28 protein-coding genes and 1 tRNA gene are annotated in these 23512 nt (G+C 66.9%); 18 read left to right on the forward strand and 11 right to left on the reverse strand.

What is annotated here, in order from left to right; translation table 11 throughout:
* The first annotated feature begins 17 nt into the window (after positions 1-17).
* From ruvC to ACFOPO_RS01340, 14 genes are all read left to right on the forward strand, one after another.
* On the forward strand, positions 18-545 hold the full coding sequence (gene ruvC / locus ACFOPO_RS01275; RefSeq protein ID WP_386700124.1) for a crossover junction endodeoxyribonuclease RuvC: 528 nt from the start codon (positions 18-20) through the stop codon (positions 543-545).
* A complete protein-coding gene (ruvA, locus tag ACFOPO_RS01280; RefSeq protein WP_386700126.1) occupies positions 542-1132 on the forward strand; it encodes a Holliday junction branch migration protein RuvA in 591 nt (196 codons plus the stop codon). Before ruvC ends, ruvA begins: the two co-directional genes overlap by 4 nt.
* A 37-nt stretch (positions 1133-1169) precedes the next feature.
* Positions 1170-3089, forward strand: coding sequence for a potassium transporter Kup (locus tag ACFOPO_RS01285; protein WP_386700128.1), 1920 nt, complete (start codon positions 1170-1172; stop codon positions 3087-3089).
* A gap of 394 nt (positions 3090-3483) precedes the next feature.
* Entirely contained in the window at positions 3484-4524 is a 1041-nt protein-coding gene (gene ruvB, locus ACFOPO_RS01290; protein WP_386700130.1) for a Holliday junction branch migration DNA helicase RuvB, read from the forward strand.
* Positions 4514-4939 carry a tol-pal system-associated acyl-CoA thioesterase gene (gene ybgC, locus ACFOPO_RS01295; protein WP_386700132.1) on the forward strand — a complete coding sequence of 142 codons (426 nt, stop codon included), beginning with the start codon at positions 4514-4516 and terminating at the stop codon, positions 4937-4939. Before ruvB ends, ybgC begins: the two co-directional genes overlap by 11 nt.
* A 106-nt stretch (positions 4940-5045) precedes the next feature.
* On the forward strand, positions 5046-5837 hold the full coding sequence (gene tolQ, locus ACFOPO_RS01300) for a protein TolQ (protein ID WP_386700134.1): 792 nt from the start codon (positions 5046-5048) through the stop codon (positions 5835-5837).
* 106 nt (positions 5838-5943) lie between these two features.
* Complete coding sequence (tolR, locus tag ACFOPO_RS01305; RefSeq protein WP_386700136.1) at positions 5944-6396, forward strand: protein TolR; 453 nt, start codon at positions 5944-5946, stop codon at positions 6394-6396.
* Positions 6396-7352 (forward strand): cell envelope integrity protein TolA, encoded by a 957-nt coding sequence (locus ACFOPO_RS01310; protein ID WP_386700138.1) that lies wholly within the window; start codon positions 6396-6398, stop codon positions 7350-7352. Before tolR ends, ACFOPO_RS01310 begins: the two co-directional genes overlap by 1 nt.
* A 75-nt stretch (positions 7353-7427) precedes the next feature.
* Positions 7428-8744: a Tol-Pal system beta propeller repeat protein TolB gene (gene tolB, locus ACFOPO_RS01315; protein WP_386700140.1), complete on the forward strand. Its 1317-nt coding sequence runs from the start codon at positions 7428-7430 to the stop codon at positions 8742-8744.
* Between the two features lie 113 nt (positions 8745-8857).
* Positions 8858-9370, forward strand: a complete 513-nt coding sequence (gene pal / locus ACFOPO_RS01320) for a peptidoglycan-associated lipoprotein Pal (RefSeq protein ID WP_386700142.1) — start codon at positions 8858-8860, stop codon at positions 9368-9370.
* A gap of 12 nt (positions 9371-9382) precedes the next feature.
* A complete protein-coding gene (gene ybgF / locus ACFOPO_RS01325) occupies positions 9383-10198 on the forward strand; it encodes a tol-pal system protein YbgF (RefSeq protein WP_386701225.1) in 816 nt (271 codons plus the stop codon).
* A 52-nt stretch (positions 10199-10250) separates the two neighbouring features.
* The gene (gene queE, locus ACFOPO_RS01330) at positions 10251-10928 is read left to right on the forward strand and encodes a 7-carboxy-7-deazaguanine synthase QueE (RefSeq protein ID WP_386700143.1); all 678 of its coding nucleotides are present in this window, start codon (positions 10251-10253) and stop codon (positions 10926-10928) included.
* A gap of 38 nt (positions 10929-10966) precedes the next feature.
* A complete protein-coding gene (queC, locus tag ACFOPO_RS01335; RefSeq protein WP_386700145.1) occupies positions 10967-11665 on the forward strand; it encodes a 7-cyano-7-deazaguanine synthase QueC in 699 nt (232 codons plus the stop codon).
* A gap of 116 nt (positions 11666-11781) precedes the next feature.
* Positions 11782-11857: transfer RNA gene (locus ACFOPO_RS01340), tRNA-Lys, on the forward strand.
* 4 nt (positions 11858-11861) lie between these two features.
* On the opposite strand, the gene ACFOPO_RS01345 is transcribed toward ACFOPO_RS01340, so the two are convergent.
* The 3 genes from ACFOPO_RS01345 to ACFOPO_RS01355 form a co-directional block, all read right to left on the reverse strand.
* On the reverse strand, positions 11862-12602 hold the full coding sequence (locus ACFOPO_RS01345; RefSeq protein ID WP_386700147.1) for a class I SAM-dependent methyltransferase: 741 nt from the start codon (positions 12600-12602) through the stop codon (positions 11862-11864).
* 145 nt (positions 12603-12747) lie between these two features.
* A complete protein-coding gene (locus ACFOPO_RS01350; protein WP_386700149.1) occupies positions 12748-13230 on the reverse strand; it encodes an SRPBCC domain-containing protein in 483 nt (160 codons plus the stop codon).
* The gene (locus ACFOPO_RS01355; RefSeq protein ID WP_386700150.1) at positions 13227-13568 is read right to left on the reverse strand and encodes an ArsR/SmtB family transcription factor; all 342 of its coding nucleotides are present in this window, start codon (positions 13566-13568) and stop codon (positions 13227-13229) included. Before ACFOPO_RS01355 ends, ACFOPO_RS01350 begins: the two co-directional genes overlap by 4 nt.
* Before the next feature lie 372 nt (positions 13569-13940).
* Here ACFOPO_RS01355 and ACFOPO_RS01360 point away from each other — a divergent pair, with 372 nt between their 5' ends.
* From ACFOPO_RS01360 to ACFOPO_RS01370, 3 genes are all read left to right on the forward strand, one after another.
* On the forward strand, positions 13941-14852 hold the full coding sequence (locus ACFOPO_RS01360; RefSeq protein WP_386700152.1) for a LysR family transcriptional regulator: 912 nt from the start codon (positions 13941-13943) through the stop codon (positions 14850-14852).
* Positions 14853-14999: 147 nt separating this feature from the next.
* The gene (locus ACFOPO_RS01365) at positions 15000-15710 is read left to right on the forward strand and encodes an SDR family NAD(P)-dependent oxidoreductase (protein WP_386700154.1); all 711 of its coding nucleotides are present in this window, start codon (positions 15000-15002) and stop codon (positions 15708-15710) included.
* An 86-nt stretch (positions 15711-15796) separates the two neighbouring features.
* Positions 15797-16090: a DUF1330 domain-containing protein gene (locus tag ACFOPO_RS01370; RefSeq protein WP_386700156.1), complete on the forward strand. Its 294-nt coding sequence runs from the start codon at positions 15797-15799 to the stop codon at positions 16088-16090.
* Between the two features lie 12 nt (positions 16091-16102).
* On the opposite strand, the gene ACFOPO_RS01375 is transcribed toward ACFOPO_RS01370, so the two are convergent.
* From ACFOPO_RS01375 to ACFOPO_RS01395, 5 genes are all read right to left on the reverse strand, one after another.
* Entirely contained in the window at positions 16103-17017 is a 915-nt protein-coding gene (locus tag ACFOPO_RS01375) for an alpha/beta fold hydrolase (RefSeq protein WP_386700158.1), read from the reverse strand.
* 63 nt (positions 17018-17080) lie between these two features.
* Complete coding sequence (locus ACFOPO_RS01380) at positions 17081-17317, reverse strand: DUF2798 domain-containing protein (protein WP_386700160.1); 237 nt, start codon at positions 17315-17317, stop codon at positions 17081-17083.
* A gap of 51 nt (positions 17318-17368) precedes the next feature.
* Positions 17369-17953, reverse strand: coding sequence for a TetR/AcrR family transcriptional regulator (locus ACFOPO_RS01385; RefSeq protein ID WP_386700162.1), 585 nt, complete (start codon positions 17951-17953; stop codon positions 17369-17371).
* Positions 17954-18007: 54 nt separating this feature from the next.
* Entirely contained in the window at positions 18008-19231 is a 1224-nt protein-coding gene (locus ACFOPO_RS01390) for an MFS transporter (protein WP_386700164.1), read from the reverse strand.
* A gap of 84 nt (positions 19232-19315) precedes the next feature.
* Complete coding sequence (locus ACFOPO_RS01395; protein ID WP_386700166.1) at positions 19316-19717, reverse strand: hypothetical protein; 402 nt, start codon at positions 19715-19717, stop codon at positions 19316-19318.
* A 274-nt stretch (positions 19718-19991) separates the two neighbouring features.
* On the opposite strand from ACFOPO_RS01395, the gene aqpZ reads away from it, so the two are divergent.
* Positions 19992-20699 carry an aquaporin Z gene (aqpZ, locus tag ACFOPO_RS01400; RefSeq protein ID WP_386700168.1) on the forward strand — a complete coding sequence of 236 codons (708 nt, stop codon included), beginning with the start codon at positions 19992-19994 and terminating at the stop codon, positions 20697-20699.
* Positions 20700-20743: 44 nt separating this feature from the next.
* On the opposite strand, the gene ACFOPO_RS01405 is transcribed toward aqpZ, so the two are convergent.
* The 3 genes from ACFOPO_RS01405 to recQ form a co-directional block, all read right to left on the reverse strand.
* Positions 20744-21187, reverse strand: coding sequence for a GFA family protein (locus ACFOPO_RS01405; protein WP_386700170.1), 444 nt, complete (start codon positions 21185-21187; stop codon positions 20744-20746).
* 16 nt (positions 21188-21203) lie between these two features.
* Positions 21204-21614, reverse strand: a complete 411-nt coding sequence (locus ACFOPO_RS01410) for a GFA family protein (protein WP_386700172.1) — start codon at positions 21612-21614, stop codon at positions 21204-21206.
* Positions 21615-21676: 62 nt separating this feature from the next.
* On the reverse strand, positions 21677-23491 hold the full coding sequence (gene recQ, locus ACFOPO_RS01415) for a DNA helicase RecQ (protein WP_386700174.1): 1815 nt from the start codon (positions 23489-23491) through the stop codon (positions 21677-21679).
* Between the last annotated feature and the right edge of the window lie 21 nt (positions 23492-23512).

A 23512-nucleotide genomic window follows, 5' to 3' on the forward strand; every position in this document is an offset into this window, starting at 1 on the left:
CGGCGTAAGCTGGCCACGTGATCAGAATCCTCGGGATTGACCCCGGTTCCCAGCGCACCGGTGTAGGCGTCATTGACGTCGCCACCGACGGCCGCTGCACCTTCGTGCATGCGCGCGCGCTGGTCCTGCTTGAAGCCGAGGACTTCCCGTCGCGGCTCGGGCTGCTGTGCGAGGGGTTGGAGGCGCTGCTGGACGAGTGGCAGCCGCAGCAGGTGGCGATCGAGACCGTGTTCATGGCCAAGTCGGCGACCTCGGCGCTCAAGCTTGGCCACGCCCGCGGCGCGGCATTGGCGACGGTGGTGCGCCGGCGCATTCCGATCAGCGAGTACGCGCCGCGCGTGATCAAGCAGTCGCTGGTCGGTCGCGGCGCGGCCGAGAAGGACCAGGTCCAGCACATGGTGCGATTGCTGCTGAACCTGCCGGACACCAGATTGCAGGCCGACGCCGCCGATGCACTGGCGGTCGCGCTGACCCACGCGCACATGAGCGCGACGGCGGCGCGCACCGGCGTGGCCACCCACCTGTTGCGGAGACGCGGCGCATGATCGGTCGTCTGAAAGGCATCCTCGTCCACAAGCAGCCGCCGTGGCTGGTGGTGGACGTGAACGGCGTCGGCTACGAGCTCGAGGCGCCGATGAGCACCTTCTACGACCTGCCCGACCTCGGCCGGGAAGTCGCGCTGTTCACCCACTACGCGCAGAAGGAAGACAGCGTCTCGCTGTACGGCTTCCTGCGCGAGGGCGAGCGCCGCCTGTTCCGCGACGTGCAGCGGGTCTCGGGCATCGGCGCCAAGATCGCCCTGGCGGTGCTGTCGGGCACCTCGGTCGACGAATTCGCGCGCCTGGTCCAGTCCGGCGACATCACCGCGCTGACCCGCATCCCGGGCATCGGCAAGAAGACCGCCGAGCGCATGGTGGTGGAGCTGCGCGACCGCGCCGCCGACCTGGCCGGTGCCGGCGTGACCCTGACCGGCAACGGCGCCGCCGCCGACCCCCAGAGCGAAGCCGTCATCGCCCTGCAGCAGCTGGGCTACAAGCCGGCCGAGGCCGTGCGCATGGCGCGCGAGGCCACGGCCGCCGGCGACGACGCCGCCACCATCATCCGCAAAGCGCTAAAGTCCGCGCTCCGTTGACGCCACGGCGGCCCCGCCGCCCCGAGCAACCAACTCAATGTCCTCTTCCGTTCCCCATTCAACCTCCGCCAATGGCGCGCACCAGAGCCATGGCAAACAGGGGCTGGGCGGCCTTGTCATCGGTGCGATCGGCGTCGTCTTCGGCGACATCGGTACCAGCCCGCTGTACACGCTGAAGGAGGCGTTCTCGCCGCACTTCGGCCTGGTCGGTAACCACGACACGGTGCTGGGCATCCTGTCGCTGGTGTTCTGGGCGCTGATGATCACGGTGACATTGAAGTACGTGACCATCATCATGCGCGCCGACAACGAGGGCGAGGGCGGCATCATGGCGCTGATGACGCTGGCCCAGCGCACCCTGCCCAAGGGTTCCCGCTCGGCCTACATCATCGGCATCCTCGGTATTTTCGGCGCCTCGCTGTTCTTCGGCGACAGCGTGATCACCCCCGCCATCACCGTGCTCGGCGCGGTCGAGGGCCTGGAAGTCGCCGCTCCGGGGCTGCACCGGTTCATCGTGCCCATTGCCGTGGTCATCCTGGTGATGGTGTTCTTCGCCCAGCGCTTCGGCACCGAGAAGGTCGGCCGGATCTTCGGGCCGATCACCACGGTCTGGTTCCTGGCGCTGGCGGCGATCGGCCTCCACAACATCGTCGACGCGCCCGAAGTGCTCAAGGCGCTGAACCCGATGTGGGGCGCGCGCTTCTTCATGGAGCACGGCTCGCACTCGGTGCTGATCCTGGGCGTGGTGGTGCTGGCCGTGACCGGCGGCGAGGCGCTGTACGCCGACATGGGCCACTTCGGTCCGCGCCCGATCCGCTACGCCTGGTACATCCTGGTACTGCCGTGCCTGATGCTGAACTACCTGGGGCAGGGCGCCTTCGTGCTCGGCCACCCGGACGCGGTCAAGAACCCGTTCTTCGAGGCCGTGCCGGCGTGGGCGCTGTACCCGATGATCGTGCTGGCGACGATGGCCGCGGTGATCGCCTCGCAGGCGGTCATCACCGGTGCCTATTCGGTCGCGCGCCAGGCCATGCAGCTGGGCTACATCCCGCGCATGCAGGTCAAGCACACCTCGCAGTCGACGATCGGCCAGATCTACGTGCCGTACATCAACTGGCTGCTGATGATCGCGGTGCTGGCGGTGGTGCTGATGTTCCGCAGCTCGACCGCACTGGCCACGGCCTACGGCATCTCGGTGTCGGCGACCATGCTGATCGACACCCTGCTGCTGGCGCTGGTCGCGCGCGCGCTGTGGCCGCGCTGGCGCACCTGGGTGCTGCCGCTGTGCCTGCTGTTCTTCGTGGTCGACGTCGGTTTCGTCATCGCCAACGGCGCCAAGTTCTTCGACGGCGCCTGGTTCCCGCTGCTGCTGGGCCTGGTCGTGTTCACGCTGCTGCGCACGTGGCGTCGTGGCCGCGAGCTGCTGCATGACGAGGTGCGCAAGGAAGGCATCTCGCTCGACAGTTTCCTGCCCGGCCTGATGCTGGCGCCGCCGGTACGCGTGCCGGGCACGGCGATCTTCATGACCGCCGACAAGGGCGTGGTGCCGCACGCGCTGCTGCACAACCTCAAGCACAACAAGGTGCTGCACGAGCGCAACGTGTTCCTGACGGTGGAGACGCTCAACGTCCCCTACGCGCCGCGCGACAAGCGCCTGAAGATCCAGGCCATCGGCGACGACTTCTACCGCGTGCTGATCCGCTTCGGCTTCATGGAAGTGCCCGACGTGCCGCTGGCGCTGATGCGCTCGTGCGACGCCGGTGGCACCTACTTCGACCCGATGGACACGACGTACTTCGCCAGCCGCGAGACCGTGGTGGCCAGCCGCCATCGCGGCATGCCGATCTGGCGCGACCGCCTGTTCGCCTTCATGCACCGCAACGCCGCCCCGGCCACGGGCTTCTTCCGCATCCCGGGCAACCGCCTGGTGGAGCTGGGGGCGCAGGTCGAGATCTGACCCCGGTTTTCACCCCGGTTTTCCGCCTGCGCGGGAATGACGTGCATGACTCACCGTCGACCCGGCAAACGCCGGGATTCAGGCCCATGGTCCTTCCGCTCCGTCACCGTCATCCTGGCGAACGCCGGGACCCATTTTGACTTTGCCGTTGCACCAGTCTCCCCGAAGACCTGGCAACGAATCGCCAGAGCGTTGGCCGCAGGGCGGGGGAGTGCGGAGCAGCGGGACATGGATGTCCCGCGTCCCGCATAAAGACAGGATGTCGTCTGCGGGACGGAGCACTCCCCCGCCCTGCGGACAACGCCGCTCCGAAGTCGAGGGAGCGTGGACGTCCAGGCAACGTCAAGATGGATCCCGGCGTGCGCCGGGATGACGGGGATGCGAACATACGGGCATGAATGACTCCCGCATCATCGCTTCCGGCGCCACCCGCGAGGACGAGGCCATCGAGGCGTCGATCCGGCCCAAGCGGCTGGACGAATACCTCGGCCAGGCGCCGGTGCGCGAGCAGATGAAGATCTATATCGAGGCCGCCAAGGCACGCGGCGAAGCCCTCGACCATGTCCTGATCTTCGGCCCGCCCGGCCTGGGCAAGACCACGCTCAGCCACGTCATCGCCAACGAGCTCGGCGTCGGCCTGCGCCAGACCTCCGGCCCGGTGATCGAGAAGGCCGGCGACCTGGCCGCGCTGCTGACCAACCTGCAGCCGCACGACGTGCTGTTCGTCGACGAGATCCACCGCCTCTCGCCGGCGATCGAGGAAGTCCTCTACCCGGCGATGGAGGACTACCAGATCGACATCATGATCGGCGAGGGCCCCGCGGCCCGTTCGATCAAGCTCGACCTGCCGCCCTTCACCCTGATCGGCGCGACCACCCGCGCCGGCCTGCTGACCGCGCCGCTGCGCGACCGTTTCGGCATCGTCCAGCGCCTGGAGTTCTACAGCGCCGAGGAACTCACCCGGATCGTGCGCCGCTCGGCGCAGATCCTCGGCATCGCCTGCGAGCCGGAAGGCGCGGCCGAAATCGCCCGCCGTTCGCGCGGCACGCCGCGCATCGCCAACCGCCTGCTGCGACGCGTGCGCGACTTCGCCCAGGTCCGCGCCGGTGGCGACATCACCCGCGATGTCGCCGATGCGGCGATGGCCATGCTCAAGGTCGACCCGGAGGGCTTCGACGAGCTCGACCGGCGCATGCTCAAGATCATCATCGAATCCTTCGACGGCGGCCCGGTCGGCGTCGAATCGCTGGCCGCGGCGCTGAGCGAGGAGCGCGGCACGCTCGAAGACGTCATCGAGCCGTACCTGATCCAGCAGGGCTATCTCATCCGCACCGCGCGCGGCCGGATGGCCACGCCCAAGGCCTACCGCCACATTGGCCTGAGGCCGAAAGCCAGCAACGGCGGGCTTTTCGAGGAGGCCGGAAGTGACGGTTGATGTGGCGTTCAGTTGGCCGACACGGGTCTACTGGGAAGATACGGACGCTGGCGGCGTGGTCTACCACGCCCAGTACCTGGCGTTCCTCGAACGCGCGCGGACCGAGTGGATGCGTGCGCAGGGGTATGGCCAGGAGTTTTTGCGGATCGAGCATGGGCTGGTGTTCGCCGTGCGCGCCATGCAGCTGGATTTCCTCAAGCCGGCCCGGCTGGACGATGCACTGGCGGTGTCGGTGGGGTTGCGGGAATGCCGCCGCGCCAGCGCCGTGTTCACCCAGTCGATCGTCCGCGGTGGCGACCTGCTGCTGACCGCGCAGGTGCGGGTGGCAGCGCTGGATGCGGACGGATTCCGCCCGCGTCCGATCCCGCAGCCGCTGCACGACCAGCTCAAGGCGCTCGAGCAACCGGCGCGTTGACCACTGCTTCAACCCGCGTTAACCCCGATCCACGTTTCACCCGTTTCATCGATCGCAGTCCCCCAAGTGGCAAACAGTCCCGCGTGACGGGCACGGAGAACCAGGCATGACCCCATTGTTGACAGCACTGCAGGCCACCGCGGTGGAGCCCCTGCCGGAAGAGGCCGCCAATGCCGCCAACACAGCGGTGCAGGCGCTGTCGACGGGCGCCGCCGACACCAACAGCCTCAACCTGCTGCAACTGGTGCTGCACGCCAGCATCCCGGTGCAGCTGGTCATGCTGTTGCTGCTGTTCGGTTCGATCGCCTCGTGGGTGATCATCTTCCGCAAGAAGCGCGTGCTCGACCGCGCCGCGCGCGAAGCCGACCAGTTCGAAGAGCGTTTCTGGTCCGGCGCCGAGCTGTCCAAACTTTACGCCGGCACCACCGAGCGCAACCGCGAGATCGGTGGGCTGGAAGCGATCTTCGAAGCCGGCTTCCGCGAGTTCGGCCGCCTGCGCCAGCGCCGCGGCGCCGACAGTCGCATGCAGCTCGAAGGCGCCCAGCGCGCCATGCGCGCCACCGGCTCGCGCGAGATCGACGGCCTCGAGCACAACCTGGAATTCCTCGCCAACGTCGGTTCGATCAGCCCGTATGTCGGCCTGTTCGGCACGGTGTGGGGCATCATGATTTCGTTCCAAGGCCTGGCCAACATGAAGGAAGCGACCATCGCCACGGTCGCTCCCGGCATCTCCGAGGCGCTGATCGCCACGGCGATGGGCCTGTTCGCGGCGATCCCGGCGGTGTGGGCCTACAACCGCTACGCGACCAAGGTCGAACGCATGTCGGTGCGCTACGACGCGTTCTCCGAAGAGTTCTCCTCGATCCTGCAGCGCCAGGCGAACCTCGACGAGACCTGATGCGATTCCCTCGCAACGTCCCGCACGACTCGTGCGGACCTTTCCCGGCCCCCATTGGGTCGTGAACTAACCGGTCTTCTGGACCGAACGAAACGAGAGGAAGGCCATGGCCGGTATCACCGCGCGCCGCCATCGCAAGCGCAAGCTCAAAGCCGAGATCAACGTCGTTCCCTATATCGACGTGATGCTGGTGCTGCTGATCATCTTCATGGTCACCGCACCGCTGTTGAATCTCGGCGTCGACATCGACCTGCCGCAATCCAATGCCAAGTCGATCCAGGAAAAGAAGGACCCGGTCGTCGTCAGCGTCGATCCCGAGGGTCATTACTTCCTCGCCCTGAAGGCAGGCAGCAACGAGGCGGTCACCGCCGAGGCGTTGAGCGCCAAGGTGTCGGCCATCGTCGCGCAGAACCCGGACGTCGCCGTGTTCGTCGCCGGTGACGCAAAGGCCAATTACCAGCGGGTCATGGACGCGCTGGTGCTGCTGCAGAGCGCGAACGTGAAAAAGGTCGGACTGATGAGTCAACCGGATCAGGCCAAGAGCCAGGCGGGTCGCTGATGCGGGAGTCGCGCGCCGACACCGCGCGGGCGATCTGGCAGGCGGTGGGGCTGCACGCCCTGCTGTTTGCGCTGATGTTCGTCGGACTGCTGTGGACCCGGTCAACCGCACCGGTGTCGGCGGCAGGCTCACCGGTGACTGCAGAGCTGATCGACGCCGACGCCTTGTCGCCGGCGATGCAACGCACGTTGCTCAAGCGCCCCAAGCCGGTCGAACTGCCGAAGCCGGAACCGGAAGAAGCCGCACCGCTGCCGCAACCGTTGCCGGAACCACGGCCGGAAGATTCCGTCGCCACGCCGCAGCCGCAGCCGCAGGACTTCATTCCGGTTCCGGACAACGAAAACCAGGAAGCGGTCGTCGACCAGCCCACGCCCATCGCTGCCGAAGAGGACAAGGTCCAGGAAGCCAAGCGCAAGCAGGACCAGGTGGACCTGACCGAGCAGAAGCGCCAGGAGCAGGTCGAGAAGCAGCGCCGCCTGGCCGAGCAGCAGGACCAGGAACGCGAGCAGAAGCTGGCCGAGATCCGTCGCAAGCGCGTCGCCGCGGCGCGCGAGGCCGACCTGGCCGAGCAGCGCCTGCGCCAGATTGCCGACGTCCGCTCGCGCCCGTCGCCGGCCGAATCGGCAGGCGCCAGCGATGCCAGCCCGCCGCCGGGCAATGCCGGTACCGACACCGGCCTGCAGGCGCGCTATGCGGCGGCCTTGCAGGAGGCGATCCTGAGCAAGTGGACCCGCCCGGAAACCGTGCCGGTCGGTTCGCGCTGCACGCTGCTGATCCGGCAGTTGCCGGGCGGGCAGGTGATGAGCGCGGAAGTGTCGGAGCCGTGCGCCTACGATGAGCAGGGTCGTCGTTCCATCGAGGCGGCCGTGCGCAAGGCGCAGCCCCTGCCGTACGCCGGCTTCGAGAAGGTGTTCGCCCGCGATCTGACGCTGAAATTCACCGCGCAGGATCGCTGAGGCTTGAGCCCACGTTCACCCCGCGCCTGTTAACAATTGCCAAGTTGATATGACGTCCGCACCACTGGAGCACCGATGAACCGATCCGTCGCCTGGCTTGCCTCGCTGCTCGCCCTGCTGCTTCCCGTCGCCGCTTTCGCCCAGCAGGGGCTTGAGATCGACATCGTCGGCGGCAATGCCGCTGCCCTCCCGATCACGGTGGTGCCGATGCCCTACCAGGGCAGCGGGACCGCCCCGGAGACCGACCTCGCCCAGGTGGTCAGCGCCGACCTCGCGCGCTCCGGGCAGTTCCGGCCGCTGCCGGACAAGGACATCATCGAGAAGCCGACCAAGGGCGGGGAGATCAACTACCCGACCTGGCGCGCGTTGAACCAGGACTTCATCGTCGTCGGCCGCGTCCTCGACGCCGGCGCCGGCAGCTACCGCCTTGAGTACGAGCTGTTCGACGTGGCCAAGCAGCAGCGCCTGCTCGGCTTCGCCCTGACGGCCCGTGCCAATGCGATGCGCGATGTGGCCCACCAGGTCGCCGACGCGGTCTACGAAAAGATCACCGGCATCCGCGGCGCGTTCTTCACCCGCATCGCCTATGTCACCGCGACCGGCACCGGCAAGGGCGCCCAGTACGCGCTGATGGTCGCCGACTCCGACGGCTTCAACCCGCAGACCGTGGTGCGCTCGCCCGAGCCGCTGCTGTCGCCGTCGTGGAGCCCGGACGGTGGCCGCCTGGCCTATGTCAGCTTCGAGGGCGGCAACTCCTCGATCTACATCCAGAACATCACCTCGGGCAGCCGTGAACTCATCGCCAAGTTCCGCGGCATCAACGGCGCCCCGTCGTTCTCGCCCGACGGCCGTCGCCTGGCGCTGACCCTGTCGCGCAGCGGCAACCCGGAGATCTACGTGATGGACCTGGGCAGCAAGGCGCTGACCCAGCTGACCAACCATTTCAGCATCGACACCGAGCCGAGCTGGAGCGCCGACGGCGGCACCATCTACTTCACCTCCGACCGCGGCGGCCGCCCGCAGATCTACTCGGTTCCGTCCAGCGGCGGCAGCGCAACCCGCGTCACCTTCCAGGGCAGCTACAACGCCAGTGCCAGCATTTCGGCCGACGGCAAGAAGATCGCCACCGCCCAGGGCGCCGGCAATGTCTACCGGATTGCCATGATGGACAGCACCCTCGGGTCTGCGCGCTGGAGCACACTTTCGCCCGGTTCCCTGGACGAGTCGCCCAGCTTTGCCCCGAATGGCGCGATGATCCTTTATGCTGCGCGCGAGGGCCGCCGGGGCGTGCTCTATGCCGTTTCGTCCGATGCCCGGGTGCGCCAGCGCCTGGTGCTTGCGGATGGGGACGTGCGTGAGCCGGCTTGGGGGCCATTCCGCTTGCCTCGCTGATCCTGTCGGAGTGCTCCTTTCGGAGTAAGCCGCCGGACCGGCGAAGCTGCATTCGTTCTTGTTTCACTTCCGCTTGCCCCGTATCTGTCCCTGCTCGAATGACGAGGAAAACCATGAACAACACCGCTCGCATCCTGCTCACCGCCGTGCTCTGCACCGCGGCCGTGGCCTGCTCCAAGAAGGTCAAGGAAACCCCGCCGCCGGCCGAAACGCCGACCACCGCTCCGGCTGCCGAAGCTCCGGTCACCTCGGGCGTCTACGGCCCGAACGATCTGGACACCGACGCTTGCCTGCGCCAGCGCGTGGTGTACTTCGATTTCGACCAGGACAGCCTGCGTCCGGAGTTCCAGGCCATCGTCGGTTGCCACGCCAAGTACCTGCGTGACCGTCCGTCGGCCCGCATGACGCTGGAAGGCAATGCCGACGAGCGCGGCAGCCGCGAGTACAACCTCGGCCTCGGCGAGCGCCGCGGCAACGCCGTGTCGTCGGCCGTCCAGGCCAATGGCGGCTCGGGCAGCCAGATCACGGTCACCAGCTACGGCGAAGAGCGTCCGGTCTGCACCGACTCGAACGAAGATTGCTGGGCCAAGAACCGTCGCGTCGAGATCGTGTACACCGCCAAGTAATATCCGGCGATGATGCGCAAGACGTTACTTGCCATGGCGTTCGCGGCGACCCTCGTGGTCGCCGCGCCCGCTGTCGCGCAGCGGGCCAGCCTGGCTGACCGCGTGGCCGTGCTCGAGCAGCAGGCCGCCAACAACCAGGGCAATGTCGACCTGCTCAACCAGGTCAGCCAGCTGCGCAGCGAAGTGCAGGCACTGCGTTCGCAGATCGAAGAACTGCAGCAGCAGAACAGCCAGCTGCTCGAAAGCGGCAAGGCCCAGTACCTCGACCTCGACGGTCGCATCAACCGGCTCGAGAGCGGCGCGGTCACGCCTCCGGCGACCGGCACCCCGGCACCGGCAGCGGCACCGGCCAAGTCGACCAAGCCCGCGGTGCCGTCCGCATCGGCCAAGGACCGCCCGCCGGCGGTCTACGGCGACAAGGGTTCGCTGGCCCAGGGCGCCGACGAACGCGCGGCCTACGACGCCGCCTTCAGCGCGCTCAAGAGCGGCGACTACGTCCAGTCCTCGCGCCTGTTCCAGTCCTTCGTCGAGACCTACCCGCAGGGCGTTTACGCGCCCAATGCGCTGTACTGGCTCGGTGAGAGCTACTACGTCACCCAGAATTACGAGCTGGCGCAGATCCAGTTCCAGGCCCTGCTGGACCGTTACCCGACCCACGACAAGGCCCCGGGCGCGATGCTCAAGGTCGGCCTGTCGCAGTTCGGGCTCAAGCAGGTCGAAGCCGCCGAGCGCACCCTGGCCGCGGTTTCGACGAAATACCCCGGCTCCGATGCCGCCCGCACCGCCAGCGACCGCCTCAACGCGATCCAGCTCGGCCGCCTGCGCTGAAACAGCCTGAAAGGCCGGGTACCGGCCGGCAAGATCCTTTAAAATCGCAGCAATGAACGCACTCCCCGCCGAAGCGGCCGCAGCGTCGCCGGACCGGCTGCGGATCACCGAGATTTTCCTGTCCCTGCAGGGCGAAGCCCGCGCCATCGGCTGGCCGACCGTCTTCGTGCGCCTGACCGGCTGCCCGCTGCGCTGCCAGTATTGCGACACCGCCTACGCCTTCCACGGCGGCGAATGGCACCAGATCGACGACATCCTGGCCGAGGTTGCCCGCCACGGCGCCCGCCATGTCTGCGTCACCGGCGGCGAACCGCTCTCGCAGAAGCGCTGCATCGGCCTGCTGCAGCGACTGTGCGACGCCGGTTACGAGGTATCGCTGGAGACCTCCGGCGCGATCGACATCAGCCTGGTCGACACCCGCGTCTCGCGCATCGTCGACATCAAGACTCCTGGATCGATGGAGGTCCACCGCAACCTGTGGTCGAACCTGCCGCTGCTGACCCCGCACGACCAGGTCAAGTTCGTGATCTGTTCGCGCGAGGACTACGACTGGGCCAAGGGCGTGGTTGCCGAACACGACCTCACCGCGGTCTGCGATGTACTGTTCTCGCCCAGCTTCAGCCAGATCAAGCCCAGTGACCTGGCCGACTGGATCGTCGCCGACAAGCTGCCGGTGCGGTTCCAGCTGCAGTTGCACAAGATCCTGTGGAACGACGAACCGGGCCGCTGAGCGTAGTGCTCGCAGCGCCCACAGTGGAAACCAAGCAGATGAAGAACGCTGTTGTCCTGGTATCGGGCGGGATGGACTCCGCCGTGGTCATCGCGATCGCGCGCGAGCAGGGCTTCGCCGTGCATGCGCTGAGCGTGCGCTACGGCCAGCGCCACACGTCCGAACTCGATGCCGCCGACCGCGTGTCGAAATCGCTCGGCGCGGTCGCGCACAAGACCGTCAACGTCGACCTACGCAGCATCGGCGGCTCGGCGCTCACCGACGAAACCATCTCGGTGCCCACCGATGACGATGGCCACGCCATCGGCCAGGCCGCGGCCAAGGATGCGATCCCGGTGACCTACGTGCCCGCGCGCAACACGATCATGCTGTCGGTCGCGCTGGGCTGGGCCGAAGTGCTGGGCGCGGCCGACATCTTCTGCGGCGTCAACGCCGTCGACTACTCCGGCTACCCGGATTGCCGACCGGAGTTCATCGCCGCATTCCAGAACCTGGCCAACCTCGCCACCAAGGCGGGCGTGGAAGGCGCCGGCTTGCGCGTGCACGCGCCGCTGCAGTTCCTGAGCAAGGCCGACATCGTCCGCGAGGGCATGCGCCTGGGCGTGGATTTCGCCGAGACCGTCTCCTGCTACAAGGCCGACGACCAGGGCCGCGCCTGCGGCCATTGCGACGCGTGCCGCCTGCGTGCGGAAGGGTTCGTCGCGGCCGGCGTCCCCGACCCGACGCGTTACGTATGAACGACGGACGCCGCCGCACACTGCATCGCGACGGCGCCGTGCGCTAGAATGCACGCCCCGGCGCAAGGCCGGGTGCAGCGCCCGCAACCACCGCGAGCGCAGGAAAAGTTCCAAGTGGGCCGTTAGCTCAGTCGGTAGAGCATCGGACTTTTAATCCGCTGGTCGATGGTTCGAATCCATCACGGCCCACCATCGATCAGATCGCCTCGGCCCTGACCAGCCAGACCTCGCCGCGACGGCTGCGTGGCAGCCCGTTGATCAATGCAAACGCGCACGACAGGACGCGTACTGACAGGCCCAGCTTCCTCGATCGTGCGAACGGGTTGCCGACGCCCAGTTCCTGGCGCACGACGAAGCCCGATTCTTCCAGCGCCTTGACGAGTGTCCATGGACTGAGCGGAGTGATATGGCCCTGCTCGTGATAGTCGTTGTCGGAGAACCACTGATACTGGCCACGCCGCAGGAAGAGCGCTTGCGACACGGGATTGGAGATGTTGGGCGTGGACAGCACGAGTTGGCCGCCTTTTGGCAGCAGGGCGCGCAGCTGGCGCAGCACGTGGCGGGGATTCTCCAGGTGCTCGATGATCTCCAGTGCCACGACAGCGTCAAATGGACCAGGCAGGTGACAGGCAAAGGTCGTGTTCAGATCTGCCTGGACGAACGGGATTCCCGGCGCCCGGAAACTTGCGCGGAACAAGTCCGTGGCCGTCATCTCGTAACCTGCGTCACCCAACCGCAGCGACATCGCCCCGGCACCGGCGCCAACATCGAGTACGCGGCCTCCCGGCCCAACGCTTTCTTCCAGCAGGCGATGCGCGGCCGGGTGCAGTTCTCGTGCCGCATAGATGGGGAGGCCGCGGTAAGTATTGAGGCGACGGCCATCGAAACTCTTGCGAAAGCTATCGGCGCGGGCGTGGGACAGATCGGTAATGGCCATCGGGCGTCCTATTGCTTGCGAGCATCGTGCAACTCAAGGCTTCTCCAATAGTCGCTGGGTCAGGCACCCTGAATGCGGCTTGATCTCCCGGATGCGACCAGAATTGTCCGAATGCTTCAGCTCCGTCAACAGGGACTGCCTTGGGTCAGCGCAACGCTGTTACGTGCGCCACGAACTGATCGACCGCGATCTCGGTTCCTTGCGCCCAGCCGGACGCCTTGTTTTCCTCGAAGTCGGCTTCATCCCGGTGCAGCGCCGTGAAGACGTAGCGGGTTCCGGTCCCCTCGGCTTCCATCGTGACGATGGCCGTGATCGGAATGTCATCGAACACCGCCGGCCGGTAGCCGGGGAACAGCATGGACGTCCAGGCGAGCCTTTCCATCGGGACCACGTCGAGGAAGCAGCCCAGGTGCGGAACCTCCTGGTCGACTGCCGTGGTGAGGCTGAACTTGCCGCCCGGGCGCACATCCATCTCGCAGGTGTAAACCGCGCCCCAAGCCTTCGGCATGTACCACTGCTTGACGTGCTCCGGCCTGGTCAACGCTTCCCAGACCAGGTGCGCCGGAGCATCGATGAACCGCTCGATCACGAAATCGGTTTTCGGATTGACCGCGAAGTGCCTGCTCATGACTTCGACTCCTTCTGCTTGAGTTGTTTGACGTACTCGTCGAACCGGTCAAGTCGGGATTCCCACGCGCTGCGGCGCTCGGTCAGCCAGCCTTCGGCGACCTTGAAGCGCTCGGGTGCAAGCTCGTACGTGCGTACCCGGCCCTGTTTCTTCGACTTCACCAGGCGACTGCGTTCGAGCACCGAGAGGTGCTGGACGAACGAGGGCAATGCCATGTCGAACGGTTCCGCCAGCTGGGAGACCGTGGCGGGCCCGAGGCACAGCTGCTCCAGGACCTTGCGTCGGGTGGCATTGGACAAGGCATAGAAGACATCGTCCGCCACTGCGGATTGCACCATTTCAGCACCCGATTGGCTGGGTCATCCGACCTGACAACGCGTTTCTACCACCGGCAGATACTTAGGTCAACACCTAAGTGACGCATTCAATCCAGCCGGCTCAAGTCGCGGACACGCACCTGTGCCGGATTGACGGCATGAACATCGGCGGCCTGTGCGCGGATGCGAGTGAGCACTTCCGCGGGGTCGAGCGCGCGTCGAGTTCACCACTGGCGTTCGCATCATGGCCCGGATCCAGCAATACGAACTCGGTGTTCCTGGCGTCGACGCGACGCAGCCGGTCCAGCAGCGCGTAAATTCGCCCGCGGCGGAATGGGCCGTGGCCGCCCGGCGCGGTACGATGCCCCCGGCTCCCATCGAGCGTTCGCGCACATGGATCGCATCGAAGCAATGAAGATCTTCATTGCGGCATTGGACGAAGGCAGCCTGGCCGGTGCCAGTCGCAGGACGGGCCGCTCGCCCGCCGCGGTCAGCCGCGCCGTCGCCGCGCTGGAAGCGCATGTGGGTGTCCCGCTGCTGCATCGGACGACCCGCTCGATCAAGCTCAGCGAAGCCGGCGAGCGCTATGCCGCTGCATGTCGCAGGGTGCTCGCCGACCTGGAAGAGGCCGACCGCCAGGCGGCGGGTGAACGCTCGGTCCCGCGCGGGACGCTCACGATCACCTCGACCGTGTTCGTCGGCGTGGAACTACTGCGCCCGGTCGTCGATGCCTTCATCGACGAGTACCCGACGGTCAATGTCCGGATGCACTTGCTGGAAAGGCCGGTCAACCTCATCGACGAAGGCATGGACCTGGCATTGCGCATTTCGCACCTGGCCGACTCCACCCTGGTGGCCCAGCGCGTCGGTGAGGCGCGTCGCGTCGTGGTGGCATCGCCGCGCTACCTCTCGACCCATCCCCGCATCACGGAGCCCGCAGACCTTGCCAGGCACCAGGTCATCGCCATGGCCCACATGGGGCTGGATGCGTGGAGCTTCCCGCCGCAGGAAGGGTCGTCCATCGCCCGCTCCGTTTCCTTCTCGCCGCGGCTGGTGGTCAACAACGTGCGTGCTGCCATCGCATCGGCCGTGGAAGGCCACGGTGTGGTTCGCCTGCTGTCGTATCACGTAGCGCCGGAAATTGACCGGGGCGAGTTGCAGGTCGTGCTCGAGGATTCCGAACCGGCGCCGTTGCCGGTGCACCTGGTGTCGCCGTACGGCCGCCTTGCCGTGCCGAAAGTGCGGGCGTTCGTCGACTTCGCCCTGCCGCGCCTGCGTGCCAGTTTCGCCCGGTTGTCCTCGTAGCGCCGAAGCGATTGTTGCGCTCCGCGGAAGGGTGTCTGCCGGGGGGCGGCGATTCGCAAACCGTATCCCTGCTCCTAGATTGAGGCTCGTCGGTAGCCAAGCGTTTTCCGGCTCCGATCCTCCCTCACATCCAAGAGTACAAACATCATGAGCACTTCAAACAAGGTCGCCATCGTCACCGGCGCATCGCAAGGCATCGGCGCTGGCGTCGTCCAGGCGTTTCGCGACCGCGGCTACCGGGTCATCGCCAACTCCCGCAACATCAAGCCGTCGAACGACCCGGACATCCTGACGGTCGCGGGCGACATCGCCGACCGCGACGTCGCCGAGCGCATCGTCCGCGAAGGCCTGGCAAAGTTCGGTCGCATCGACACGCTGGTCAACAATGCCGGCATCTTCAACGCCAAGCCGTTCACCCAGTACACCCAGGACGATTACGCGAGTGCCATCGCGGTCAATGTCGGCGGATTCTTCAACATCACCCAGCTCGCCGCCGCCGAGATGGAGAAGCAGGGCTCGGGCCACGTGGTCACGATCACGACCAGCCTGGTCGACCACGCCATCGACGGCGTGCCGTCGGTGCTCGCTTCGCTGACCAAGGGCGGCCTCAACGCGGCGACCAAGTCGCTTGCGATCGAGTACGCCAAGCGCGGTGTCCGCGTGAACGCCGTCTCGCCCGGCGTGATCAAGACGCCGATGCATGCGCAGGAAACCCATGAGTGGCTGTCGGCACTGCACCCGGTAGGTCGCATGGGCGACATCGGCGATGTCGTGCAGGCGGTGCTCTATCTCGACGCGGCCACGTTCGTGACGGGTGAGATCCTGCACGTCGATGGTGGCCAGAGCGCCGGTCACTGAAGTAGACGTCCAAATGTCTGGCGGCCATCCGGTCGCCAGGTGCTCACAGCAAGGGGCGGCGACCAGGCCGCCCCAGGAGGCAACAGGTGAAGAAGGGTTACTGGGTCATCGCATGGAAATCGATCACGGACCCCGCGGCCGTGGAGCGCTACATCGCACCCGGCACCGAGGCGATCCTCGCCCACGGTGGTCGCATCCTCGCAGGTGGCGTGCCCGCGAGGGCCTATGAACAAGGCGCGTCGTCGCGGTTGGTGGTCGTGGAATTCGACAGCCTGCAGTCGGCGATAACGGCGTACGAGAGCGCCGACTATCAGGCGTCACTCGTCACGCTGGTAGGCGCCGCCGAGCGCGATGTCCGCATCATCGAAGGCCTCGGCTGAGCGGCTGGCCATTCACCGGAACGATGCACGAATCTCTTCGATCGTCCGTTCGCGATCCTGCAGGTGCGGGTAGTGGCCGATGCCGGGCAGGGTGGTGAGCTCGACGTTTGCCTTCTCGCTGAACTCCACCGCCATGGCCTGGTTGATGTAGAGGTCCTTTTCGCCCCAGACCACCTTGACCGGGGTTTTCAGGCGGGCAAGATTTGCTTCGAGGTATTGCTGGTCCCGCGTGAAGTGGGAGTAGTAGTGGGCGAAGGCATCCACCGAGGTCATGTCGCCCTGGCTCCATCCGCGCGCCATGTCGTCGCGGAACTCCGGCGAGATCGCGTAACGCGCGTCATCGGGCAGCCCCCGGTAGAAGGTGTTGGCCAGGATCTCGTCGCGATGGTCGTTCATGTAGGCACGGGTCGGGCCTGCCGCCGGGCCACCCTTGAGGTTCTGCAGGCTCTCGTACATGTATTGCGGCCGGTCGAACGGCGCGAAGTCGCCAACGATGATCGTCCGCGCGATGTCAGGCTGTTCGAGCGCCAGCAGCAGTGCGGGCAATGCGCCGATGTCGGTTGCGTAGATCGTCAGGTTCGAGCGGTCGATGCCCGCCTTGTCGATGTACTGCCTGAGCACCCGCGCATAGTCGCTGGGGGCATAGCCGAACCGGTCGGCCGCGGGCCGCGACGAAAGCCCGTAGCCCGGCCAGTCGAAGGCATGCACTTCGTAGTCGTCACCCAGGGTGATGGCGATGTCCTTCCAGGCGTACACGGTTTCGGGGAAGCCGTGCAGCAGGAGCACCGTTCCCTTTTTGTCCGTGTTGTGCACGACCATGCTGCGCAGTGACATGTCCTTGTCGATTTCGACGAATCCGATGTCTGCTTTCCGCTCATGCTTGCCAGGGTCGTGGGCGCAGCCGGATGCAAGGAGGGTACCGGTCATGACGATGCTCCCGAGCAGGTTCTTCAAGGATGACGTGGACACTGTTAGTTCCTCGCCACGGCGTTACTGGATCAGCCGATCGACCTGCGCCTGCAGGCGAGGGCCGATCAGCAGGATCGCGGGAATGACGATCAGGTAGCCGGTGCCCCACGAGCGCAGCCAGGTCAGGGCGAAGTCCTCGGTGAACCCGAGATTGAGGGCGAGAAGGGCGAAGGAGATGATTCCCGTGGTGACAATGCCCATCGAAAGGGCGAAGGCGATCCTGCGCTTCAGGTGCGTGCGTTTGACGTGGGTGTTCATGGCGTGGTCCGTTAAGTAAATACCGAGCGGTATATTCGGGGGCGAAAAAAATCAGGTCAGGGCGAGTACGGCGCTTTCCACTGAGGTCATGACCAGCTTGCTGTACTTGCCGTTGCCGGTCAGGCGGGAAAGCATGATGGAACCTTCGATCGTGGCGATCAGCGTTACCGCCGTCTGCTCCGCATCGACGTCCTTGCGGAATTCGCCGGCGGCGATGCCGGCCTCGATCACCGCGACGAGGTGCTTCTTCCAGCCCAGGAACGCCGCCTTGGCTTTCTCCCTGAGGGCAGGGTGGGTGTCGTCGGCTTCGATGGCCGTGTTGAGGAGCGGACAGCCGCCCTCGGGAAAGTCGCTGGGCAGCCTGGTGTAGGCGCCGGCGATGGCCAGCAGCCTGTCCTTGTTCGAAGCGTGACGGTCCATGTGCGCGCGAACCGCGGCCTGTGCCTGCGCCCAGTTGTGTTCGAACGCCGCCAAGGCCACTTCTTCCTTGTTGGCGAAGTTGCCGTAGATGCTGCCCTTGGTCAGCCCGGTGGCCGCTTCCATGTCGGCCAGGGAGGTGGCGGCATAGCCTTTGACGTTGAAGACCGGTGCGGTCTTCTCGACGATCAGGTTGCGGGTTCTTTGCGCCTTGTTCATGGCGGCAAAAATATACCGATCGGTATTACCTGTCAACGCCTCCCGGCACCGCGTTCAGGCGGTGGCCGGCTTGAGGCGTTCTGCGGCGCTCGTCGGGAACAGCATCGCGATCGCCGCTGCCGCCAGGCCAACCGCCATCGAGCCGACATACAGCCAGGTGTAGCTGCCGAAGCGGTCGAACAGCCAGCCGCCGATCAGCGGGCCCGACGCCATGCCGAGGCTGGAGAGCATGTTCATCGCACCCAGCACGGTGCCGAGGATGCCAGGGCTGAACGCATCGCGCGCCAACGAGGCATACAGCGGCATCGTGCCGCCGTAGGCCATGCCGAAGACGATTGCCACGGCGTAGAAGCCGTCGACCTGGTTGACCCTGAGATAAGTCACGGCGGCGAATGCCTGGATCAGCAGGCCAACCACCAGCACCGGCTTGGCGCCGACGCGGTCGGCCAGTGCGCCGCACAGCAGCCGGCCGCCAAGTCCGGCCGCACCTTCCATGCTGTAGATGGTGACCGCGGTGGTGACGCTCAGGCCGCACCCAATCGCGTAGCTGACGGTGTGGAAGATAGGCCCGGAATGCGCCGCGCAGCAGGCGAAGAAGGCCAGCGCCAGCACGATGAAAGGCCGCGACCTCAACGCCTGCCCGGCACTCATCTGCCGCGATGGTGCGCTGACGTCGTCGGCCGTCGCTTCGGGTGCGGCCCGGATGAACCATACCGCCGGAAGCGTCAGCACCCATGCCAGCACGCCGACGATCAGCAATGTCTCGCGCCAGTCGTAGTGGCTGATCAGCCACGCCACCAGCGGCGACATCGTCATCGGCGCCACGCCCACACCGGCCGAGACCAGCGAGATGGCCATGTTGCGATGCCGGTCGAAGGACGCCGCCGTGGCGGCAATCACCGGGGCGAAGAAGCTGGACGTCGCCAATCCCAGCAGCACGCCATAAGCGAGCTGGAACTGCAGCAGGCTGTTGGCGCGGCTGGCCAGTACGCACGACAGTCCCAGCAGCAGCGATCCCGCCAGGACCACCATCCTTGGCCCGAAGCGGTCGCTGAGCATGCCCCAGCCAAAGCTGCCGAAGGCGCCGCTGACGAAGGCCAGGGTCATGGCGCTGGAGAGGCCGGCGCGCGACCAGCCGGTCGCGGCGCCCATCGGCGCCAGCAGCACCGCCAGCGAGAAGATCGTGCCGATCGCCACGCAGCCGAGCACCGCGCCGGCGGCAACGAGCGACCAGTTGCGGTCCATGGGCTGGGAGGCTGCGGATGGGGCGCCGTTCATGCCGGGGATCTCCTGGGTGGTCACCAGTGAGACGAACCAGGGCGAAGGCAATCGACAAGGGCCGCCGACCCGGGCCCCCGCAGGTCAGGCCCCGGGGTCCTTGGCCACCACGATGATGCCGCGCGCGTGCAGGCCGAGCAGGTCGTCCCGGGCAATCTCGATGCTCCTGGACATGTCGTACGCGATCTCGTCGGCGATGGCCTTCTCCAGGTCGCGATAGGCGCGCCGCTTGCTCGCCGAACTGTGCGTGGCCGGGTGCGCCATGATCCGGTCGGGATAAACCTCTTCGACGCGCATCACGCCGTAGACAGGCACCTCGGTCCTGGTTCCGCGCAATGCGTCGATGCGCGCCATGTAAAGGTCGCCCGGGCTGGGGTCCTCCAGGCACTGGCGGGTGCGGTTGCCGAAGCTGCCGGCCAGGAGCATCGCCAACGCGGCGAGCAGCACCAGCGTGGCCACCGACAGCTTGTACATCTTCGTGCTCATGCGTGCCCTGTTTGCGACGGTCGTGGCGCGCCGGCCGTGGCGCGTCGGCGGCATTCTCGCGATCGCGCTTGTTCGATCACATAAGACGAGGCTCAAGCCAATCACACGAATCGGCGGCGCCAGTGAACGAAAGCTGACGCTGCCCGGTGCATTGAGACGCGCCTGATGGAACCGGGCAGGGGTCGCTACCTACGCTGTCGCGCCTGTCCTCGCAGGTCGCGGCCCGTGCCTGCGAACCAACACCAAAGTGGCGCACGCGCCAAGGAGAAAATGCATGATCAAGCGATTGTCGGCCGAGTTCATCGGCACGTTCTGGCTCGTCCTTGGCGGTTGCGGCAGCGCGGTGCTCGCGGCCAACTTCGGTGGCGACGGCAATCCGCTCGGCATCGGCTTGCTGGGCGTGTCGCTGGCATTCGGCCTGACGGTGCTGACGGGTGCGTACGCGCTGGGCCATATCTCGGGCGGCCATTTCAATCCGGCCGTCAGCATCGGCCTGTTCGCCGGTGGCCGCTTCCCGGCGTCGGACGTTCTTCCCTACGTCGTGGCGCAGGTACTCGGCGCGATCGCCGCCGGCTGGATCATCCATCAGATCGCCACCGGCAGCACCCAGCTGGTGATCGACCTCACCGCACCGGGCGCATTCGCCAGCAACGGCTACGGCGAGCTGTCGCCGGGTGGTTACGACATGGCCGCGGCGCTGTTGTGCGAAGTGGTGCTGACGGCGATGTTCCTGGTCGTGATCCTCGGCGCGACCGACCGCAAGGCGCCAGCTGGTTTCGCACCGATCGCGATTGGCCTGGCGCTCACGCTGATCCACCTCATCAGCATCCCGGTGACCAACACCTCGGTGAACCCCGCGCGTTCGACCGGCATGGCGTTGTTCGCCGGCAGCGGCGCGATGGGGCAGTTGTGGCTGTTCTGGCTGGCACCGATCGTCGGCGGCGTGCTGGGCGGTGTCGCACACCGCGGCCTCAAAGGTTGAAGTCCGGTTTCCACGCCCGCACGCACGTCGTCGGGCGTGGAGAGCTACGATTCGGGTGGCTGCTCGGCCAGGCTCGGCACGGCATTGCTGCTGGTGGCGAAGCGCGGCAACGCGTCGCGCGTATCGAACCAGGGCACACGCGATTGTGTCCACACGTGGTCGTCGATGCGCACGCGCTCCGGCTCGTCGAGGCTTCCAACCGAAACTTGCACGCGCTCTGCCAGGACTTCTTCGCGCATGCCCAGCGTGCTTCCGCACGTTGCGCAGAACGCGCGCTGCGCGAACTGTGACGAACGGAACCAGCTCGGCTGCGCGCCGGTCCACTGGAACGATTCGATGGGGAAGTGGACGAAGGCCAGCGCCGGTGCGCCGGAATGGCGGCGGCAGGCCTGGCAGTGGCAGATCACGCCTCGCAGCGGTTCGGCGCTGGCGCGGTAGCGGACGGCGCCGCACAGGCAGCCGCCCTGGTAAATGGTTTCGGTGGGCATGGTGCCTCCTGGGCAGTCAGGCGCCGACACTGCTGCGTGGATAGTGCTCGGTTGCCGGGTTCAATGCTTCCCAGGCGATGGCGTGCTCGATCCAGATTTCCTTCGTCGGTGCGAAGTCGTCGGGCGAGTCGAGGGAGGCGGTGGTAACGTCGATGGTGTCGGCTTCCGTTCCACGCTGCCAGGTCAGTGGTGTCCCGCAGCGGCCACAGAAGGTGCGCTCCACGCCGGGTGACGAATTGAACGCGACCGGTTGGCCTGTAGTGAATGCGAAGTGCTCGGAAGCGAAGACCGCCCAGGCCACCGACGGCGCGCCGCTGGCCCTGCGGCAGCTGCGGCAATGACAGAGCGAGAGGGCCCGCGGTGCGCCCGTCGAGCGGTATCGCACCGCGCCGCACAGGCAGCCGCCAATGATTGACGATTCGGCCATGGTTGCTCCGGGCAGGGATCTGCTGCGTTTATACGCCGGCGCGCGTCTGGCCGACGTTGTCGTCAGGGCGCGCTGTCGAACAGGTGTTGCAGTACGGCCTCGCCGTACCGGTCGAGCTTGCTCGCGCCGATGCCGGGGATGCGTCCGAGTTCGTCCAGGTCGTCGGGCGCGGCTTCGGCGATCGCACGCAACGTGCTGTCGTGGAAGATCACGTAGGCCGGGACGTTCTGCTCGCGCGCGGTCGCGGCACGCCAGTGGCGCAGCGCGTCGAAGCGCAGCTGCGAATCGACGTCCAGTTCGATCATCTGCAGCGTGGTCGCGCCGCGCGACTTGCGTCCGCGTGCCGGCTTGGGCGCCTCGTGGCGGAAGCGCAGTTCGCGCTCGCCGCGCAGCACCGGGCCGCTGGCCGCGGTCAGGCGCAGGGCGCCGTGGTGCTCGACGTCGGCTTCGAGCAGGCCGTTGGCGACCAGCTGGCGGAACACGCCGCGCCACTGGCGCTCGTCGAGGTCGTTGCCGATCGCGAAGGTGCTCACGCGTTCGTGGCCCCATTGCCGCACCTTCTCGGTATCGGCGCCGCGCAGCACGTCGATGACGTGGCCGGCGCCGAAACGCTGGCCGGTGCGGTACACGCACGACAGCGCCTTGCGCGCGGCCTGCGTACCGTCCCAGCTGCTCGGCGGTTCCAGGCAGTTGTCGCAGTTGCCGCAGGCACCCGGGTGCGGTTCGCCGAACCAGCCCAGCAGCGCCTGGCGGCGGCACTGGGTGGATTCGCAGTAGCCGAGCAGGGCATCGAGCTTGCCCAGCTCCAGGCGCTTGCGATCCTCGCCGGCCTCTCCCTGCTGGATCATCGTGCGCAGGTTGACCATGTCGCCCAGGCCGTAGCTCAGCCACAGTTCGGCCGGTTCGCCGTCGCGGCCGGCGCGGCCGGTTTCCTGGTAGTAGCCCTCGATCGACTTGGGCAGGTCGACGTGGGCAACGAAGCGAACGTCGGGCTTGTCGATGCCCATGCCGAACGCAATCGTCGCCACCATCACCACGCCGTCTTCCTGCAGGAACCGGCGCTGGTTGCCGGCGCGCACCTGTGCGTCCATGCCGGCGTGGTAGGGCAGGGCCTTGATGCCGGCGGCCTGCAGCTGCTCGGCGACGCTCTCCACGCGCTTGCGCGAGAAGGCATAGACGATGCCGCTCTCGCCGCGATGGCCGGCCAGGAAGTCCAGCAGCTGGCGCACGCCGGCGCCGTCCTTGTGGACGACGCGGTAGCGAAGATTGGGGCGGTCGAAGGAGCTGACGAACTGGCGCGCGTCTTCCAGCGCCAGGCGCTCGGCGATCTCGCGGCGGGTCGGCGCGTCGGCGGTGGCGGTCAGGGCGATGCGCGGGATGTCAGGCCAGCGCTCGTGCAGCACCGTCAGCTGGCGGTACTCCGGGCGGAAGTCGTGGCCCCATTGCGAAACGCAGTGCGCCTCGTCGATGGCGAACAGGCCGATCCGCGCGCGCTCGAGCAGCGACAGGAAGCGGCCGGTGAGCAGGCGCTCCGGGGCGACGTAGAGCAGGTCGAGCTCGCCGGCCAGCAGCTGGCGTTCGACGTCGGCGGCGGTGGCCGCATCCAGCGTGGAGTTCAGGTAGGCCGCGCGCACGCCGAGCTGGCGCAGCGCCTCGACCTGGTCCTGCATCAGCGCGATCAGCGGCGAGACGACCAGGCCGCAGCCGTCGCGCAGCAGGGCCGGGAGCTGGTAGCACAGGGATTTGCCGCCGCCGGTGGGCATCAGCACCAGGGCATCGCCGCCGCTGCTGACGTGTTCGACGATCTGCGCCTGTTCGCCGCGGAAAGCAGGGTGGCCGAAGATGCGGCGGAGCAGATCGAGTGCGGGGTCGGACATGCGCCTAGTTTAGCCGGCGCG

The organism is Lysobacter sp. GCM10012299 (assembly GCF_042649405.1).
Lineage (GTDB): Bacteria > Pseudomonadota > Gammaproteobacteria > Xanthomonadales > Xanthomonadaceae > Lysobacter_J.

Coding starts and splice junctions, on each gene's coding strand:
- ruvA (WP_386700126.1), top strand. CDS start 542: ATGATCGGTCGTCTGAAAGGCATCCTCGTCCACAAGCAGCCGCCGTGG.
- ACFOPO_RS01285 (WP_386700128.1), top strand. CDS start 1,170: ATGTCCTCTTCCGTTCCCCATTCAACCTCCGCCAATGGCGCGCACCAG.
- ruvB (WP_386700130.1), top strand. CDS start 3,484: ATGAATGACTCCCGCATCATCGCTTCCGGCGCCACCCGCGAGGACGAG.
- tolQ (WP_386700134.1), top strand. CDS start 5,046: ATGACCCCATTGTTGACAGCACTGCAGGCCACCGCGGTGGAGCCCCTG.
- tolR (WP_386700136.1), top strand. CDS start 5,944: ATGGCCGGTATCACCGCGCGCCGCCATCGCAAGCGCAAGCTCAAAGCC.
- ACFOPO_RS01310 (WP_386700138.1), top strand. CDS start 6,396: ATGCGGGAGTCGCGCGCCGACACCGCGCGGGCGATCTGGCAGGCGGTG.
- tolB (WP_386700140.1), top strand. CDS start 7,428: ATGAACCGATCCGTCGCCTGGCTTGCCTCGCTGCTCGCCCTGCTGCTT.
- pal (WP_386700142.1), top strand. CDS start 8,858: ATGAACAACACCGCTCGCATCCTGCTCACCGCCGTGCTCTGCACCGCG.
- ybgF (WP_386701225.1), top strand. CDS start 9,383: ATGCGCAAGACGTTACTTGCCATGGCGTTCGCGGCGACCCTCGTGGTC.
- queE (WP_386700143.1), top strand. CDS start 10,251: ATGAACGCACTCCCCGCCGAAGCGGCCGCAGCGTCGCCGGACCGGCTG.
- queC (WP_386700145.1), top strand. CDS start 10,967: ATGAAGAACGCTGTTGTCCTGGTATCGGGCGGGATGGACTCCGCCGTG.
- ACFOPO_RS01345 (WP_386700147.1), bottom strand. CDS start 12,602: ATGGCCATTACCGATCTGTCCCACGCCCGCGCCGATAGCTTTCGCAAG.
- ACFOPO_RS01350 (WP_386700149.1), bottom strand. CDS start 13,230: ATGAGCAGGCACTTCGCGGTCAATCCGAAAACCGATTTCGTGATCGAG.
- ACFOPO_RS01355 (WP_386700150.1), bottom strand. CDS start 13,568: ATGGTGCAATCCGCAGTGGCGGACGATGTCTTCTATGCCTTGTCCAAT.
- ACFOPO_RS01360 (WP_386700152.1), top strand. CDS start 13,941: ATGGATCGCATCGAAGCAATGAAGATCTTCATTGCGGCATTGGACGAA.
- ACFOPO_RS01365 (WP_386700154.1), top strand. CDS start 15,000: ATGAGCACTTCAAACAAGGTCGCCATCGTCACCGGCGCATCGCAAGGC.
- ACFOPO_RS01375 (WP_386700158.1), bottom strand. CDS start 17,017: ATGACCGGTACCCTCCTTGCATCCGGCTGCGCCCACGACCCTGGCAAG.
- ACFOPO_RS01380 (WP_386700160.1), bottom strand. CDS start 17,317: ATGAACACCCACGTCAAACGCACGCACCTGAAGCGCAGGATCGCCTTC.
- ACFOPO_RS01385 (WP_386700162.1), bottom strand. CDS start 17,953: ATGAACAAGGCGCAAAGAACCCGCAACCTGATCGTCGAGAAGACCGCA.
- ACFOPO_RS01390 (WP_386700164.1), bottom strand. CDS start 19,231: ATGAACGGCGCCCCATCCGCAGCCTCCCAGCCCATGGACCGCAACTGG.
- ACFOPO_RS01395 (WP_386700166.1), bottom strand. CDS start 19,717: ATGAGCACGAAGATGTACAAGCTGTCGGTGGCCACGCTGGTGCTGCTC.
- aqpZ (WP_386700168.1), top strand. CDS start 19,992: ATGATCAAGCGATTGTCGGCCGAGTTCATCGGCACGTTCTGGCTCGTC.
- ACFOPO_RS01405 (WP_386700170.1), bottom strand. CDS start 21,187: ATGCCCACCGAAACCATTTACCAGGGCGGCTGCCTGTGCGGCGCCGTC.
- ACFOPO_RS01410 (WP_386700172.1), bottom strand. CDS start 21,614: ATGGCCGAATCGTCAATCATTGGCGGCTGCCTGTGCGGCGCGGTGCGA.
- recQ (WP_386700174.1), bottom strand. CDS start 23,491: ATGTCCGACCCCGCACTCGATCTGCTCCGCCGCATCTTCGGCCACCCT.